This window comes from Streptomyces sp. 17_S59, from assembly GCF_056930295.1.
Window position 1 is genome coordinate 377,703 of the sequence record NZ_JBXOWD010000001.1, and the last position, 14,589, is coordinate 392,291.

Genomic DNA, 14,589 nt, shown 5'->3' on the forward strand with positions numbered 1-14,589 from the left:
GGCTCCGCCGCGTGGGGGCCTCCGCCCCCGGACCCCCGAGGGGTGGGGAACGGGGGCTGCGCCCCCGGACCCCGGACCCCTCGCGCTGCGCGCGGGGGCAGGACTCGGGGGCTCCGCCCCGGACTCCGATGGAAGAACCTGGGGGGCTGTGCCCCTCAGGCCCCCGGTTCCGGGGGCGCATTCAACCCGTCCGGTGCGCGCAGCGCGGTCCGGGCCGGGGGGCGAAGCCCCCGGGTTTCGCCCTCGCGCGAAGCGCGAGGGGTACCGGGGCCGGGGGCGCAGCCCCCGTGCTCCACCCCCCGGGGGTCCGGGGGCGGAGCCCTCGGTTTCGGGAAGGGGCGGGATCGGGGAATGAGCCCCCGCAGCAACCCCCACGCGTTCGCGCCCCGCCACCCGCTGCCGCGGCACCCACGGCACACCGGGCACCAGCCCCGGCACCGCATACGCGGCCGAGGCCGCGAGCGGTACCGCGATCGGTGCGGTCAGCAACAGTACGGAGGAGACGGCGTGCGTCATCGGTCGCGCAGCTCCCGGAGGTCGTCGATGCCGGTGCCGCCGAACGCGGCCCGCATCCGCGTGGTGAGGATCCGCAGGACGAGCACGGCGAGCAGGATGTCGAAGGAGACGCCGAGTTCGACGATGAGCGGCACCCCCGAGGCCGCCAGGAAGGCGGTCGCGGTGATGCCGTTGTCCAGCAGCAGGAAGCCGACCACCTGAGCCAGCGCCCGCCGCCGGGTGACCAGCACGAAGAAGCCGATCAGGACGACGGCGAGGCCCACCGGCAGGGCCCGGGTGGCAGGGGTCGGGTTCAGCTCCACCAGCGGCCGGGCGACGGCGTAGGCGAGCAGGGTCAGCAGCGCCGCGCTGAGCAGCGAGGCCGCGACGTTCACCAGCGGCTGGGTCTCGCGCGCCTCGCTGACGTCCTCCGCGTAGTGGTGGCCGGGCGGCCGGGGCCGCGGCTCCGCCGCGAGGGCGGCCAGGGCGCGGCGCATCAGGTGCGGCAGCAGCCCGGCCCGGAGCAGGCCGATGCCGACCGCGACGGAGAGGAGATCCCAGCGGGCCTCGTGCACCCCGAGCAGGGCCGCCAGGGCGGCCAGGGCCACGCCCTGGAGGGCGAACACCCGGACGATCGAGGCGAGCTGGCGCAGCCACAGGATCACCACGGCCGCCAGCAGGAACGCCCCGCACGCGAGGTCGAGCAGCTGGGTGTAGACGATGTCGCCGACGGTCGGGGCCATTCCGCTCATTCCCCCCTCACTCCCCCGTCAGGAAGTACGAGGCGGTCACGGCGAGCAGCGCCAGCAGGAAGGAGCCGGCCAGCAGCTCGGGGACACGGAAGAGCCGCAGCTTGGCCCAGAACACCTCGGCGGCGGCCAGGATGCCGCCGAGCAGCGCCACCTTGACGGCGCACAGCAGCAGGGCCGCGGCGACGGCCCAGGGGGAGGTGGTGGTGGCGATGCCCCACGGCGCGGCGAGCGAGGCGAGCAGGCCCAACAGGACGGTCAGCCGCATCTGGGCGCCGAGTTCGACGAGCGCGAGGTCGGGGCCCGCGTACTCGAGCACCATGGCCTCGTGGACCATCGTCAGCTCCAGGTGGGTGGCGGGGTTGTCGACGGGCAGCCGGCCGGTCTCGGCGAGCACGGCCACGGCGAGGGCGGCGGTGGCCAGCAGCCCGGCCGGGGAGGCGAGCCGGTCGGGGTCGTGGAGGCCGCCGGAGACGATGGCGGCCAGGTTGGTCGAGCCGGTCGGCAGGGACAGGGCGAAGACCGCGAGCAGGATCGTGGGTTCGACGAGGGCGGCCACGGTCATCTCGCGGGAGGCGCCCATGCCGCCGAAGGCGGTCCCGGTGTCCAGGCCCGCGAGGGCGAGGGCCACGGTGCCGAGGGCGAGGAGCGCCACGACGAGGATGAGGTCCGAGCCCGCGCGGGCCGGGGTCGTGGTGGAGGCCAGGGGCAGCAGGGCCGCCACCACGGCGGTGGTCGCGACGAGCAGCAGGGGGCCGGTGCGGAAGGCGGGCCCGGTGCCGACGGGCGTGACGGGCTGTTTGCGCAGCAGCTTGCGCAGGTCGCGCCACGGCTGGGCGATGCCCGCCCCGGCCCGCCCCTCCAGCTTCGCCCGCACCTGGCGCATCAGTCCGGTGAGCAGCGGCGCCCCGGCGACGACGGCCGCCACCTGGGCGGCCACCGCCGCGGGTCCGCTCGCTCCGTGCCCGTTCACCAGCCCACCGCCAGTGCGAGGAGGAGGGCGACGAGGCCGCAGAAGCCGTAGCCGAGGTAGTGGTGGAGGCTGCCGTCGGCGAGCCGCCGGGCGGCCCGGCCGAGGCCGGAGACGGCGTCCAGCAGCGGCCGGTAGAGGCGGTGTTCGATGCGGTCGGGGACGCGGCGCTGGAAGCGCACGCGCCGGACGAGATAGGCGGATTCGCTGACGGGCGTCACGTTGACGTTCTGTTCGGGGGCCAGCACGTCGTCGAAGACCCGTTGCAGGGGCTCGGCGAACGAGGTCGCCGTGTAGGACATCCGGGGTGTCGGCGAGCCGCCGCCGCAGTCCCACAGCCGTGCGTTGCCGCGGCGGCGACGGCGTGCCGTGGCGCGGGTGAGCGCGGCGGCCACGGCCAGGGCGGCGGTGAGGGCGCAGGCCGCCCACAGCGGGGACAGCGTGGCGGCCAGCCCGTGCAGCCGTACTCCGAGGGCGCCGCCGGTGAGCGGTCCTTCGGCCGCGAGCCCCGCCGCGCCGACCGCCCGGGTCAGCCCGCCGGCCAGGACGCCGGGGACCAGCGCGAGGCCCGCGCAGCCGGCCGCGAGCAGCCCCATGCCGGCCAGCATCGTCGGCGGGCTCTCCCGGGCCTCGGCGGCGCGGGGGCTGCGCGGGCGGGCGAAGAAGCCCACGCCGAGCGCCTTGACGAACACGGCGGCGGCCAGCCCGGCGGACAGCGCGATCACGGCCACGGCCAGCGGCAGGACGATCGCAGTGATCACGCCGGGCACGGCCAGGCCGTGGATCAGGGCCTGGAGGAGGAGCCACTCGCCGAGGAAGCCGTTGCCGGGCGGCAGGGCGACGGCGCCGAGCGCACCCAGCGCGAAGAAGGCGGCGGTCGCGGGCATCCGGGCCCGCAGCCCGCCCATCCGGTCCAGGTCGCGCAGCCCGGTCGCCCGCGCCACCGAGCCCGCCGCGCAGAACAGCAGGGCCTTGAACGCGGCGTGGTTGACGAGGTGCAGCAGGGCCGCCGCGAGGGCGAGGGCGGCCGGTGCCGGGTGCCCGGCCGCGGCGAACAGGCCCGCCGCGCCGACGCCGATGAGCACCAGGCCGAGGTTCTCGGAGGTGGAGTAGGCGAGCAGGCGCTTGAGGTCCGAGGCCATGGCGGCCTGGAGGATCCCGTAGCCGGCGGAGAGCGCGCCCGCGCCCAGAACGAGCAGCCACCACCAGCGGGGGCCGCCGCCGAGCAGGTCGAGTCCGGTGCGGACGAGCCCGTAGCAGCCCAGGTTCACCATGGCGGCGCTCATCAGCGCCGATGCGTTGCCGGGTGCCTCGGGGTGGGCGCGGGGCAGCCAGGGGTGCAGCGGCACCGCGCCGGCCTTCGACGCGCAGGCGGCCGCCACCGGCAGGAACACCGCGGTCCGGGCGGCGGGTGACAGCCCGGCGGCGCCCGCCCGGAGCGCGGCGAAGGTCTCGCCCCCGGCCCGGGCGGCGAACAGGGCCAGGCCCGCGAGCAGGAGGACGAAGCCGAGGTGGGTCATGACCGCGTACCAGATGCCGGCCGAGCGGACCGCGGAGTGCTCGCCGGGGGTGCCGCGGCGGTGCTCGGCCAGGACGAGCAGGAGCGAGGTGAGCGCCATCAGCTCCCACAGCAGCAGGAGGGAGGAGACGGCGGCCGCCGCGGGCACCAGCAGCAGGGTGAGCGCGAACACCGGCAGCGCGGCCTGCGCCCCGCGCGAGGCGGGGCCGTGCGGGCCGTGCCCGGCGGCGTATCCGATGCCGTAGACGGAGACCGCGAGGACCACGGCGCCGGCCACGGCCATGAACAGCCCGGACAGCGCGTCCACGGCGAGGTGGAGACCGGCCGGCGGGAGGAGCCCGGGAAGGTCCGCCGACCAGCGGGTGCCGCGCAGCGCCGCCGTCCCCGCGGCCAGCCCGGCGGCCCCGAGTCCGGCGGTACACACTCCCGAGGCGACGATCCGGGCCCGGCCGGGGAGGGCGGCGCCCGCGAGCGCCCCGGTGGCCGCGAGGCCGGTGGCGGTGGCTGTGGCGGCCGCGACGGCGTTCACAGGACGGTCCTCGACGGGTGTCCGCCGGTATCGGGAGGCCTGCCGTCCGGTGTGCTGCTCATGCTCACCTCCGGGTGACGGCGCGCAGCGCCGCCACGATGCGTTCGGGCTCCGGGGGGCAGCCGGGGATCTGGAGGTCGGTGGGCACGACGTCGGAGACGGCGCCCTCGACCCCGTAACCGCCCGCGAACTCACCGCAGTTCATCGCGCAGTCGCCGACGGCCACCACCAGCCGGGGGCGGGACATGGCGGCGACCGTGCGGCGCAGGGGCTCGGCCATGTTGCGGGTGACCGGTCCGGTGACCAGGGCGACGTCGGCGTGCCGGGGCGAGGCCACCAGCCGCGCACCGTACCGCTCGGCGTCGTACACGGGTCCGAAGGCGGCGGCGATCTCGATCTCGCAGCCGTTGCACGACCCGGCGTCCACGCAGCGCACCTGGACCGAGCCGGACAACTCCCGTGCGGCGCGCGGCGCGTCACCGGCCGGTCTCGGCGGGGCCGCTTCGGCCACCCGTCCGGTCTCGCGGATCTTGCGCAGCAGGCTCATCGAGGCTCCCTCCACCGCTCCCGGTCCCTCCGGGCACTCTCCGGCCGGCCGCTTCGGCACGGCGTGAGTAGTAAACGGCCGGACCCCCCTGCCTGGTTACGGCGATCCGGCGAGCAGGCCGGGTGACCCGGGCGCAAGGAATGCGACGGCATTCACGAGGAGGGGTGATAACGGAATGGCCAAGGGCCGGGTATTCGCGGTATCGAAGGGAAGGCAGCTCGAATAGGCCCTTGTCCTATGCCAATCACGATAAACGCCGCCGGAGCTGCGCGTCGTTTACCGGCCACTCCCCCACGGTACGCGGACTTGTCCCTTCCTCAACAGTCAACTCGCAGGTCAGCAAAGTGACTCAATGTCAAGAACCCCGGCCGCGGAAGGCTCCCCACTGCTACTGTCCCGCGTCATGGAGCAGCTCTTCACCCCTGACGAACTCGTCCGTATTGAGGCCGCTGCGGAAGAAGCGGGCCATTCCGCCCGGGATTGGGTGCGCGAAGTCGTACTCCAGCGCCTGAATGGCGCCTGGCGGCACGATCTGGAGGACGCCCTCTGGCCGATCACGGTGCACCGCCGGTCCGGCGGCACCCTCCGGGAGCTGCATCATGCGGGCTGCTGGGTGCCGAGGGGCGGGGAGGACACCCTGACCACCGCGGAGGCCCGGGTGAAGGTCGCCACGCACGACGTCCGCCCGTGCGACGCCTGCGAGCCGGAGCGGTTCCTCGTCCCCCTCGACTGACGGCCCGGCCGACGGCCCCGGCCCGCCCTCCGCCACCTGCCGCCTTCCCGGGCGATTGCACCGCATACGCTGTCCACGTCAAGATCAACTCGATTGGCGGGGGACTTAGGGGCCATGCGGACACTGACGCGACTCACGGGGTGGACGACGCTGCTCTTGGCGTACGCGACCGTGCTGATCGGCCAGATTCCGCAGCGGGAACTGCCGCCCAAGCACGAGCTGCTGTCGCTGCTCGGCGCGACCGCCGCGAGTGCCCTGTGCTGGCTCCTCGCGTCCTGTGCGGTGCGGGTGCGCCGGAACGCGGCCCTGCGCAGGAAGGTGTGGCGCAGGAGGTACGAGCCCTGGCCCGAGCCCCGGTCGTCCCGGATCCTGTCCTGGGTGCTGGGCTTCGCTGTGGCACTTGCCAGTGCGGCGGCGCTCTGCCAGGGCGTGGGGCCCGACGGCGAGGAGGGCGAGTGGCTGGCGAAGGTCGCACGGGCCGACGGCGGCACGTTCGACGTGCGCGTCGACAAGATCGTCGGTACGCCCCGGCCGACGGAGACCGTGGTCAACGACACCGACGAGTACGCGTCGACGATCGTGGTCACCGTGCCCTTCACCTCCGGCCCCCGGCAGGTCACCGTCGACGAGGTGCGCACCAGCGGCCCGCTCGAGAAGGGCCGCACGGTACAGCTGCGCTATGTGCCGGACCGTCCCGAACTGGGGGTGCGTCAGGCACCCGGCACGGACATCAGCTCCTTCACCGGGCGCGTGCTGGTGCTGCCCGCCATCTGGATCCTGGGCCTGGCGGCGGGGTTCGTCACCGGTCTGATCCTCCACCGCCGGGAGGCCGGGGTCCGCTGCGCCCGCCGCTTCGAGCCATGGGTGCACCTGCCCGCCGCGTTGCTGCTGGCGTGCGGGGCCGGGTTCGTCATGCCGCTGCTGCTCGGCTTCCCGGACACGGGCACGGGCTGGGCCCTGGCGGTGGCGGGCGCCGCCACGCCGTGGCTCGCCCTGGCCTGGGTGGCCAGGACGAGCTAGGCCCTGTCGTCAAAATAGCGCCGTCCGCCCGGAGAGCGGGCCCCGCGGCGTCTGGTGCGTGCGATCGCAAGGCGGAGGGAGGAGAGCGCAGCGGGCTGCGCCGACGACCGACAACCCGGCGTGGGGGCACCTCCCAGCGGTAGCTGGGGGAGTGCGTGCCAGACGCCGCGGGGCAGGCGGGATTTTGACGACAGGGCCTAGGGTCGGCGGCGGCCGCGCCGGTCAGGAGCGGCGGCGCTTGAAGGCCCGGCGGATCATGAAGATCACCATGACGATCACCACGACCACCACGAGGACCGCGAGGATCAGGATCACCAGCACGGCGGTGCCCAGCTTCTTGAAGAAGCCCTTCTTTTTCTTCTTCTTGTCCTTGTCCTTGGCGAGCGTCTTCTTCTTCGAATCCTTGGCCAGGATGGTGTGGCCGGTGGCGTCGGACGCCTGCTGTGCGGTGCCGGAGGTCTGCTGCGCCGCGGCGTCCCCGGCCGCCGCACCCGCCGGCTGAGCCGCGGCCGCGTACTGCCCGGTCACGGCCTGCGGGTCCGCGCCCGCGGCCGAGGCGGGCGTGGCCAGCAGGGCGACGCCCAGTGCCAGGGCCGCGAGTGCGGACACCCTGCGGGCCAGTCGTCCTCGGAACCGTCCGTCGTGCCGCTGCTCACTCTTCATCCGCGCCCCCTGTATCGGTGCTCTGGTGGTTCGAAAATGCGCCCCGCACGACGCGAGGCGCATCCATTATCGACACACCCGGTCCGCGCCCAGCAGGGCGCGTACGGGTGCCCGCGGGGCACGGGCGACCGGGGTGCGGGGTCAGCCGCTCTTGCGGCGGAACGAGCGCCGACCGCCTTCCTTGCCGTGGGCGCCCTGGACCTTGGAGCGGTTCGGGCCGCCCCGGTCGCCCTCGGTCGCCTGGCTGCGCTTGCGGTCCAGGGCCTCCCGGAATCTGCGCTTGGCCTCGTCCTCGCGGCTTCCGGCGCCCTGGCCCGCCGTGGCATCCGCCATCAGAACCTCCTGGTCATAGGGGTTTTCGCCACAGCTTCGCACAGACGGGGCCGATGGTGTACGGGAGTTTTTCCCCCGGTGGACCGCCCGGTCTCAGCGGACGGTCTGGTCGCCGTCGGGCACGTCCTCGACGGTCACCTTCGCCTTGCCCGTCACCCCGAGCCCGGCGGCCACCGCCCGGGCCAGGCCGTCGGGGTCGGGTGCGGTCGGGTAGGGGACGGCCTCGCCGTCGGCGTAGCTCTCGATGGCCTTGGTGAAGTAGCCGGGGTACCAGGCGCCGACGGCGCCCCGGACCTCGACGGTGTCGACGCGGCGGGTGCCCACCCGGCGTGCGGTGGCGGCCAGGATCTCGTCCGACCGGAGGGCGCCGGGCACTTGGAAGAGGCTGGCGTGGGCGCCGACCTTGCTGCCGTCGTGCAGGCGGACGGTGACGGTCAGACAGCTGGTCACTGCGGGGTAGACGATGGTGCCGCCGGGGCGGACCTCGTCGACGCGGCCCTCGGTGATGCGCACCGTGGCCGCGGGCCGCGGGGCGGTGGAGGCGGCGGCCGGGCCGTGGGCCTGCGCCGGGGCTGCGGGCCCCAGCTGGAGGGCGAGGGCGGCGGGGGCGAGGAGCAGTGCCCCGAGAGGGGACACGGCTATGGATCGGCGTCGGGCGGGCACGGCACTCCTTGGGACGGTCGGGTACGGGCCCCGACATCCTAGGGAGCGGCTCCCCGGCTCACGCCGTCGGCGACTCCGGTCCGAAGCGGCTGCGCACGGCCGTCTGCACCTCGGCCTCCTCGGCCGGGTCGGCGGCGAGCCTGCGCAGCTGCTCCACCACCCGGGCGTCGGCCGTGGTGGCATGGTGCGCGGCGAGTTCGCGGGTGGTCTCCTCGCAGTCCCACAGGCATTCGACCGCGAACCCGGCGGCGAAGGAGGGGTCGGTCGCCGCGAGGGCGCGGGCGGCGCGGCCCCGCAGGTGGGAAGAGGACGTCTCGCGGTAGACGTGCCGCAGCACGGGGGCCGCGCAGCCGATCGCCAGCCGGCCGGCTCCGTCGACGAGGTCCCACAGGACGGGCGCGTCACAGCCCTCGGTCCGCACGGTCCGGCGCAGGGCGGCCAGGACGAGCGCGGAGTCGTAGAGCCCGCCCCGGCAGGCGAGCATCCCGGCCGCGGCGCCGCCGAGGGCGTCCGTGCGGTGGATCCACGCGCGGGCGCGGTCGAGCGCCGCCGTGCTGCGCATCCGCTCGAAGGCGGTGACGGCGGCCTCCGCCACGAGCCCGGCGGGATCCGCGGCGGCGGCCTCGATGAGGTCGAGCGCCTGCGGGTCGTGGTGCTCGGCGAGGTAGCGCAGGGCGGTGGCGCGGGCGGCGTCGGGGCCGGAGGCGGCCGTCTCGATGATCTCCCCCCGGTCCTCGGGGCCGGCGACGGCGGTGAGGCAGCGGGTGGCGGGCACGTGGCGCTGCTGGGCGGGGTGCAGGGCGAGGCCCTCCTGGGCCCAGTCGAGGACCTCGCGCACGCTCCAGCCGGGCCGGGGGCCGGCGGGCCGCAGCTGGCGCTGCCAGCGGTCGAAGGAGCCCTGCTCCTGTGCGGCGCGGACCCTGGCGGCGGTCGCGGGGGACAGCCGGTCGTCCGCCCAGAGCCGCCAGGGGCGGGGCTCGAAGGCGTCGCGGACGGCGGCCGCGAGCGCGGCGTCGCCCTCGGGGCCCTGCGGGAAGCGGGCGAGGACCGGGGCGCCGAGGGCCAGCAGGCCGGCGTCGTCGTCGCGCAGGGCCAGCTCGTCGAGGGCCCAGGTCCAGTTGGCGCCGGTGGCGGCGTAACGGCGCAGCATCGCAAGGGCGTCCGCGCGGCCGTACGAGGCGAGGTGGCCGAGGACGGCGAGGGCCAGGCCGGTGCGCTCCTCCGCGGCGTCGAACAGGTCGTCCGGGTGGAAGAGGTGCCCTCCGATCTCGTCGAGACCGCCGTCCAGCTCCAGATACAGGCGCGCGTAGTAGAGGGAGCGGTTCTCGACCTGCCAGTCGCACCGGGGGTCGCGGAGCACGCAGTGGTTCAGCGCCGCGAGCGCCTCGGCGCGCGGCGCCGCGAGGGCATGCAGGGTCCCGTCGCCGCGGCCTCGCTGGAGGAGGCCGAGCAGGGTGCCGCTGGGCGCTATGTCTGGATCGAACATGGGGTCAGCATCCGGTGCGGGGAGTCGGCTGGCAACGGGATTTCCTTACGGACGGCATTCTTGCCGGTGTCCGGCTGCGCTATGCCTGGCGAACTGCGGATACTCGGGCCGCCGGTGCGCGGCCGAGCGCCCGCAGCCTACCCGGACCGGAGCATTCCGCCGAGCGCTGTCACATTTGTCTCACTATTGCCCCAGGCATATGCCACCAGCACCGCCGTATCGGGTATTGCCAAAGCGCATACAGGCCCTCGCTCCCTGTGCAAGAGTCGTCACAGCAGTCCTACCCGGCCGTCCCGGCGGACCCGGAACCGGCCGTGCCGCGCCTGTATCGGAGTACTGATGCCGTCCCCACTGCCCGCGGACCGTTCCACCGCCGAGCCGCCCGAGACCGGCCAGGTCGACGCCCTGATCTCCCAGGCGCGGCAGCTCAGAGGCGGCATCGACGCCGTCCGCCGGGAGACCGCCGCGGACGCCGAGCGGTCGGACGACCCCCGGCTGCGCTGGCAGCGCGCCCTGTGCGAGCTGGCCGCGCACCACGCCGACAACCTGGGCGAACACCTCGGCCAGCTCCGCGCCGGGCTGCCCGCCGACACGGCGGACCGGCAGGCCGCGGACACCGCGACCGCCACCCTGACCGCCGAGCGGCCCGCGCCGCCGGACGAGGCCCGTCCCTGCCCGCCCGCCCGGGTGGGCAGCGCCGAGTGGAACCTGCTCACCGACGAGGCCACCTGGTCCGACGAGCTGTTCCAGCTCTTCGGCCGCGACCCCGGGGACGGCGCGCTGACCCTCGACGAGCTGCCCTCCTGCCTGCTGGAGGAGGACACCGGGGTGCTGACCGCGATGGTCACCGACTGCCTGGTGGACGGCAAGCCGATCGACGGCGAATTCCGCATCGTGCGCGGCGACGGCGCGCTGCGCACCCTGCACATGACAGGCGAGCCGGTGCTCGACGCCGACGGCTCCACGGCCGCCATGTGGGCCGTGCTCCGGGACGTCACCGAGCTGCGGCGATTCCGGGAGGAGGTGCACGAGACCCGTGACTCGCTGCACCACCAGCGGCAGATCGCGCAGACGGAGCACCGGCTTGCGGTCGAACTGCAGGAGGCCGTGCTGCCGCCGTGGCGCGGCACCCTGCGGTTCCCGCACCAGGAGAGGGCCGCCGCCGGTGCGCCGGGCACCGGCGGGGCCCTCGATCTGGCCGGGCACTACCTCCCGTCCGCCACCAGCGGCCTCGTCGGAGGCGACTGGTTCGACGCGATGGAGCTGCCCGGCGGGCAGACACTGCTGACCGTCGGCGGCCTCACCGGCCACGGGGTGACCGCCGCCTCCACCATGGCCATGCTGCTCGGGGCGGTGCGCGGCATGGCCCTCTCCGGGACCGCGCCGGCGGCCCTGATGAGCAGGCTCAACCACCTGCTCGACGCCTCGGCCCAGCCCGCCCTGGGCAGCGCGGTCTGCTGCCGCTACGACACCGGAACCCACTCCCTCCTCTGGTCGCAGGCGGGCCACGCCGCCCCCCTGCTCTTCCGCGACGGGACGGGGCGCGCCCTCGAGCCCCCGGAGGGCGTGCTCCTCGGAGCGGTCGCCGAGGCGGTGTACGCCCAGGCGGCCGAGCGGCTGTACCCCGGCGACGTGCTGCTGCTGCACACCGAGGGGCTGACCGGAACGCCCGGTGACGAGCGGCTGCTCGATCTGGCGCCGCGCCTCACGGAGGCGGAGACCGCCCAGGAGTGCCTGCGGGCCGTGCTGGAGGAGTTCGGCGGCAAGGAGCGCGAGGACGACGCGTGCGTGCTGATCGCACGTATCGAGTCGTAAAAGCCCCGAGCCGTAAGCCCCCGAGTAGCACATCCTCCGAGTCGCAGCCCGCGCCCGGCCGGCGGCCGCCCGGCTCCGTCCCTCCCCGCCCCGTCACACGGCGGTGGTCTTCCCCTTGCTGCCCGGCCCTTTCGGCAGCGCCCGCTGGATGTCCTCCCTCAGCTCGTCGATCTTCGGGTAGCGCGAGTACTTCGCGGTGAGCCGGTACATCTCGCGCAGGCGGTCCCAGGTGCGGTGCGAGGAGGTGTCCCCGATGGTGAGCAGCGCCATCCGGGCGTAGCGGTCCGCCTGCTCCGGGTCGTCGCCGATGAAGCACGCCGAGGCGATCGAGATGTGGTCGAAGATCGTCGACCGCTGGCGGCCGCCCTCCCGCATCTCCAGCGCGGCCTTGGCATGGCTCTGGGCGATGGGCGCCGCGGACGGGTCGTGCTCCGCCAGCGTGCGGTAGACCAGCCCCTGCATGCCGTGCAGATCGGCCTCGTTGAACAGCTGCATCCAGCTGGGCGGCGGCACGTCGCCCTTGTCCGAGACGAACAGCTCCTCCGCCTCGCCCAGCGTGCGCCGCACGGCCTGGCTGCGCCCCATGGACGCCTGGGCCCACGCCTCGATGGTGGCGAACATGGCGCGCGTACGGGGCAGGGTCTGCTCCCCGGCGCCGGACGTGGCGAGCTTCATCAGGTCGAGGGCGTCCTGGGGCCGGCCCAGGTGCACCATCTGCCGGGCGCAGCGGGAGAGCGCCTCGCTGGCCCGCGGCCGGTCGCCGCCCTCGCGGGCGGCGTGCGCCGCGATGATGAAGTACTTCTGCGCCGTGGGCTCCAGGCCCACGTCGTGGGACATCCAGCCCGCGAGCACCGCGAGGTTCGCGGCGACGCCCCAGAGCCTGCGCTGGAGGTGCTCGGGGTGGTGGTACGAGAGCATGCCGCCCACCTCGTTGAGCTGGCCGACCACCGCCTTGCGCTGGAGCCCGCCGCCGCGGGAGGCGTCCCAGAGGCGGAAGACCTCGACGGAGCGCTCCAGCGCGTCGATCTCCTGGGAGCCCACGGGCGCCGCCTCGTAGCGGTCGGCGGCCACGGGGTCGGCGAGCACCGCCTGCGCCCGCAGCGGGTCCTCCAGCCGTGGGGCGTCGGAGGCGAGAACCGGATCGGAGTGGAGCCAGTCGTGCATGGCTCCGGTGATTGCTGAGCCTGCGGCGAGCGCGGCGCCCGCGCCCACCAAGCCGCGTCGGTTGAGCATGAGGTCCATTCCCGTGAATTCGGTGAGGACCGCGGCGGTGCGCTCGGGGGGCCACGGCAGCCCGTCCGGGGACTGTCCCTTGGCAGTGCGCCCGCGCCGACCGAACCCGAGGTCCTCGATGGTCACGACACGGCCGAGGCGCTCGGTGAAGAGGGCGGCAAGCACCTTGGGCACGGGATCGCGCGGGGACTCCCCCGTGTCGATCCAGCGCCGCACCCGCGAGGTGTCGGTCGCCAGCTGCGGATGGCCCATGGCCGCCGCCTGCCGGTTCACGAGTCTCGCGAGCTCGCCCTTGGACCAGCCGGCCAGGCCGAACAGGTCCGCAAGGCGGGTGTTGGGTTCCCTCGTCACGTCAAGCCCCCAGGTTCCTCGGCTGACTTGAAGGTACTCGGGCCGTCATGGACCAAGCGAGTATTCGCCAGGGTTCGCCAGGGTGCGCCACATGGTGTGCCACCCGCCGGTGGGTGTGATGTAGGAACGCGCACCCCCGGCCACCCGGCAGCCGACCCGCATTCCCCAGGGTGCCCGACGGCCCGGGGACCGGGGAGCGTCGCAATTCGCCGACACGAAGGGATCTGTTCCGCCCATGTATGCAGCATCGACCTCCGTGTCCGCTCCGCCCCGGCCGCTCCGCACCCAGCAGAGCGGCAGCGGGCCGTACCTCGATCCCTCCCATGCCGTGGGGGCCGCTTTCGGGGGCGGGCGGGCGCGGAGGGCCCCGGGGATCGGCGCCCAACCGCTCAGCGGGAGAATCGACTTGTCCGGGCCCCAGGGGGCGCAGCTGCGCACGGTCATCTCTTCGGTCCATCGGATCTGCCCGGAGTTCAACCCCGTTCAGGTGCTCCGCCGCGGCGGCCGCTCGGTCCTGCTGGTGGGCACCACCGGGCGCAGCACGGCCGTGGCGAAGTGTTTACTGGACCACTCCCCTGCCTGGGCCGAGCGGTTCCGTCATGAAATAGCCACATATCGCGCGTTCGTGCGGCACCGTCCCCCGGTGCGGGTGCCCCGGCTGATCGCCGCCGATCCGGACAACTGCACCCTGGTGATCGAGCGGATGCCGGGCCGGCCGGCCGCCGTCCAGCGGCATCCGGTGGACACCCTGCCGCGTGCGGACGTCCGGGCGGCACTCGGCGCCATCTGCCGGGTCAACCTCTGGCGGCCTCCGGCCGGCATGTTCGACATGCCGCTGGACTACGGCAAGCGGATCGCCCGCTATCACGAGTTGGGCCTGCTCACCGACCGTGACATGGGCGATCTGCAGAAGCTGCTGCACGGTCTGGCGCATGTCCAGGGGCAGTTCTGCCATGGCGATGCCCTCCTCTCCAATGTCCTGCTCTCGCCCGCGGGCCCGGTGCTGGTCGACTGGGACCATGCCGGCTGGTACCTCCCGGGGTACGACCTGGCGACCCTCTGGGCCGTCCTCGGCGATGCCCCGGTGGCCCGCCGTCAGATCAGCCAGCACGCCCAGGCCGCGGGGCCCACGTCCCGTGACGCCTTCCTGGTGAATCTGATGCTGGTGCTCACCCGGGAGATCAGGACCTATGAGACGGCGGTGCAGCGGGCCATGCACGAGCCGGGGGCGCCCGCCGCCGGTGAATCCGGAGAGGAGCAGCGGCTGCTGCTGCGGAGGCTCCACGACGACTGCGCCATGGCCCGGCGCGCCGTCCGCGCCGCCGTCGGAACGCGCTGAACCGCCCATGCCGAGCCGAATACGCCGATGCGTGCCCCGAAGTCCGGGTCTGTCGACACGTCGCGCCGCCGACTTGTGACGTGTCGACAGATACTCGGCGGGTGGCGGGCCACGGCGTGTCGGTGCTCATCCATTCGAGCGATC

At 74.4% G+C, this 14,589-nt stretch carries 13 protein-coding genes; 4 read left to right on the forward strand and 9 right to left on the reverse strand.

Going from position 1 to position 14,589, the window contains the following annotated elements; genetic code table 11:
- Positions 1-512 precede the first annotated feature (512 nt).
- The 4 genes from AC1Z4A_RS01715 to AC1Z4A_RS01730 all read right to left on the reverse strand — a co-directional run bounded on the left by AC1Z4A_RS01715 (position 513) and on the right by AC1Z4A_RS01730 (position 4,809).
- Positions 513-1,247 carry a hypothetical protein gene (locus AC1Z4A_RS01715; protein ID WP_483676026.1) on the reverse strand — a complete coding sequence of 245 codons (735 nt, stop codon included), beginning with the start codon at positions 1,245-1,247 and terminating at the stop codon, positions 513-515.
- 7 nt (positions 1,248-1,254) lie between these two features.
- Entirely contained in the window at positions 1,255-2,217 is a 963-nt protein-coding gene (locus tag AC1Z4A_RS01720) for a respiratory chain complex I subunit 1 family protein (RefSeq protein ID WP_483676027.1), read from the reverse strand.
- The gene (locus tag AC1Z4A_RS01725) at positions 2,214-4,262 is read right to left on the reverse strand and encodes a proton-conducting transporter transmembrane domain-containing protein (protein ID WP_483676028.1); all 2,049 of its coding nucleotides are present in this window, start codon (positions 4,260-4,262) and stop codon (positions 2,214-2,216) included. The genes AC1Z4A_RS01720 and AC1Z4A_RS01725 overlap by 4 nt, the downstream gene beginning before the upstream one ends.
- 64 nt (positions 4,263-4,326) lie before the next feature.
- Positions 4,327-4,809 carry an NADH-quinone oxidoreductase subunit B family protein gene (locus AC1Z4A_RS01730; RefSeq protein WP_483676029.1) on the reverse strand — a complete coding sequence of 161 codons (483 nt, stop codon included), beginning with the start codon at positions 4,807-4,809 and terminating at the stop codon, positions 4,327-4,329.
- Positions 4,810-5,212: 403 nt separating this feature from the next.
- On the opposite strand from AC1Z4A_RS01730, the gene AC1Z4A_RS01735 reads away from it, so the two are divergent.
- Both AC1Z4A_RS01735 and AC1Z4A_RS01740 read left to right on the forward strand, forming a co-directional pair.
- A complete protein-coding gene (locus AC1Z4A_RS01735; RefSeq protein ID WP_483676030.1) occupies positions 5,213-5,542 on the forward strand; it encodes a DUF6233 domain-containing protein in 330 nt (109 codons plus the stop codon).
- Positions 5,543-5,656: 114 nt separating this feature from the next.
- Positions 5,657-6,562 (forward strand): hypothetical protein, encoded by a 906-nt coding sequence (locus AC1Z4A_RS01740; RefSeq protein ID WP_483676031.1) that lies wholly within the window; start codon positions 5,657-5,659, stop codon positions 6,560-6,562.
- Positions 6,563-6,784: 222 nt separating this feature from the next.
- Here the strand turns inward: AC1Z4A_RS01740 and AC1Z4A_RS01745 are convergent, their stop codons facing one another.
- The 4 genes from AC1Z4A_RS01745 to AC1Z4A_RS01760 form a co-directional block, all read right to left on the reverse strand.
- Positions 6,785-7,225, reverse strand: a complete 441-nt coding sequence (locus tag AC1Z4A_RS01745; protein ID WP_483676032.1) for a hypothetical protein — start codon at positions 7,223-7,225, stop codon at positions 6,785-6,787.
- Between the two features lie 141 nt (positions 7,226-7,366).
- Positions 7,367-7,558, reverse strand: coding sequence for a DUF5302 domain-containing protein (locus tag AC1Z4A_RS01750; RefSeq protein WP_483676033.1), 192 nt, complete (start codon positions 7,556-7,558; stop codon positions 7,367-7,369).
- Positions 7,559-7,651: 93 nt separating this feature from the next.
- Complete coding sequence (locus AC1Z4A_RS01755; protein WP_483676034.1) at positions 7,652-8,221, reverse strand: hypothetical protein; 570 nt, start codon at positions 8,219-8,221, stop codon at positions 7,652-7,654.
- A 58-nt stretch (positions 8,222-8,279) separates the two neighbouring features.
- Positions 8,280-9,707, reverse strand: a complete 1,428-nt coding sequence (locus AC1Z4A_RS01760) for a HEAT repeat domain-containing protein (protein WP_483676035.1) — start codon at positions 9,705-9,707, stop codon at positions 8,280-8,282.
- 339 nt (positions 9,708-10,046) lie between these two features.
- Between AC1Z4A_RS01760 and AC1Z4A_RS01765 the strand changes: the two genes are divergently transcribed.
- Positions 10,047-11,522: a PP2C family protein-serine/threonine phosphatase gene (locus AC1Z4A_RS01765; RefSeq protein ID WP_483676036.1), complete on the forward strand. Its 1,476-nt coding sequence runs from the start codon at positions 10,047-10,049 to the stop codon at positions 11,520-11,522.
- A 93-nt stretch (positions 11,523-11,615) separates the two neighbouring features.
- Here AC1Z4A_RS01765 and AC1Z4A_RS01770 read toward each other — a convergent pair whose 3' ends face one another.
- Positions 11,616-13,106 (reverse strand): DNA-binding protein NsdB, encoded by a 1,491-nt coding sequence (locus tag AC1Z4A_RS01770; RefSeq protein ID WP_483676037.1) that lies wholly within the window; start codon positions 13,104-13,106, stop codon positions 11,616-11,618.
- Positions 13,107-13,341: 235 nt separating this feature from the next.
- Between AC1Z4A_RS01770 and AC1Z4A_RS01775 the strand changes: the two genes are divergently transcribed.
- On the forward strand, positions 13,342-14,445 hold the full coding sequence (locus AC1Z4A_RS01775; RefSeq protein ID WP_483676038.1) for an aminoglycoside phosphotransferase family protein: 1,104 nt from the start codon (positions 13,342-13,344) through the stop codon (positions 14,443-14,445).
- Positions 14,446-14,589 lie beyond the last annotated feature (144 nt).

Bases quoted from the DNA above. Each gene is read 5' to 3' on its own strand.
- AC1Z4A_RS01775 (WP_483676038.1), top strand. From the start codon at position 13,342: ATGTATGCAGCATCGACCTCCGTGTCCGCTCCGCCCCGGCCGCTCCGC.
- AC1Z4A_RS01765 (WP_483676036.1), top strand. From the start codon at position 10,047: ATGCCGTCCCCACTGCCCGCGGACCGTTCCACCGCCGAGCCGCCCGAG.
- AC1Z4A_RS01715 (WP_483676026.1), bottom strand. From the start codon at position 1,247: ATGAGCGGAATGGCCCCGACCGTCGGCGACATCGTCTACACCCAGCTG.
- AC1Z4A_RS01735 (WP_483676030.1), top strand. From the start codon at position 5,213: ATGGAGCAGCTCTTCACCCCTGACGAACTCGTCCGTATTGAGGCCGCT.
- AC1Z4A_RS01760 (WP_483676035.1), bottom strand. From the start codon at position 9,707: ATGTTCGATCCAGACATAGCGCCCAGCGGCACCCTGCTCGGCCTCCTC.
- AC1Z4A_RS01730 (WP_483676029.1), bottom strand. From the start codon at position 4,809: ATGAGCCTGCTGCGCAAGATCCGCGAGACCGGACGGGTGGCCGAAGCG.
- AC1Z4A_RS01750 (WP_483676033.1), bottom strand. From the start codon at position 7,558: ATGGCGGATGCCACGGCGGGCCAGGGCGCCGGAAGCCGCGAGGACGAG.
- AC1Z4A_RS01740 (WP_483676031.1), top strand. From the start codon at position 5,657: ATGCGGACACTGACGCGACTCACGGGGTGGACGACGCTGCTCTTGGCG.
- AC1Z4A_RS01745 (WP_483676032.1), bottom strand. From the start codon at position 7,225: ATGAAGAGTGAGCAGCGGCACGACGGACGGTTCCGAGGACGACTGGCC.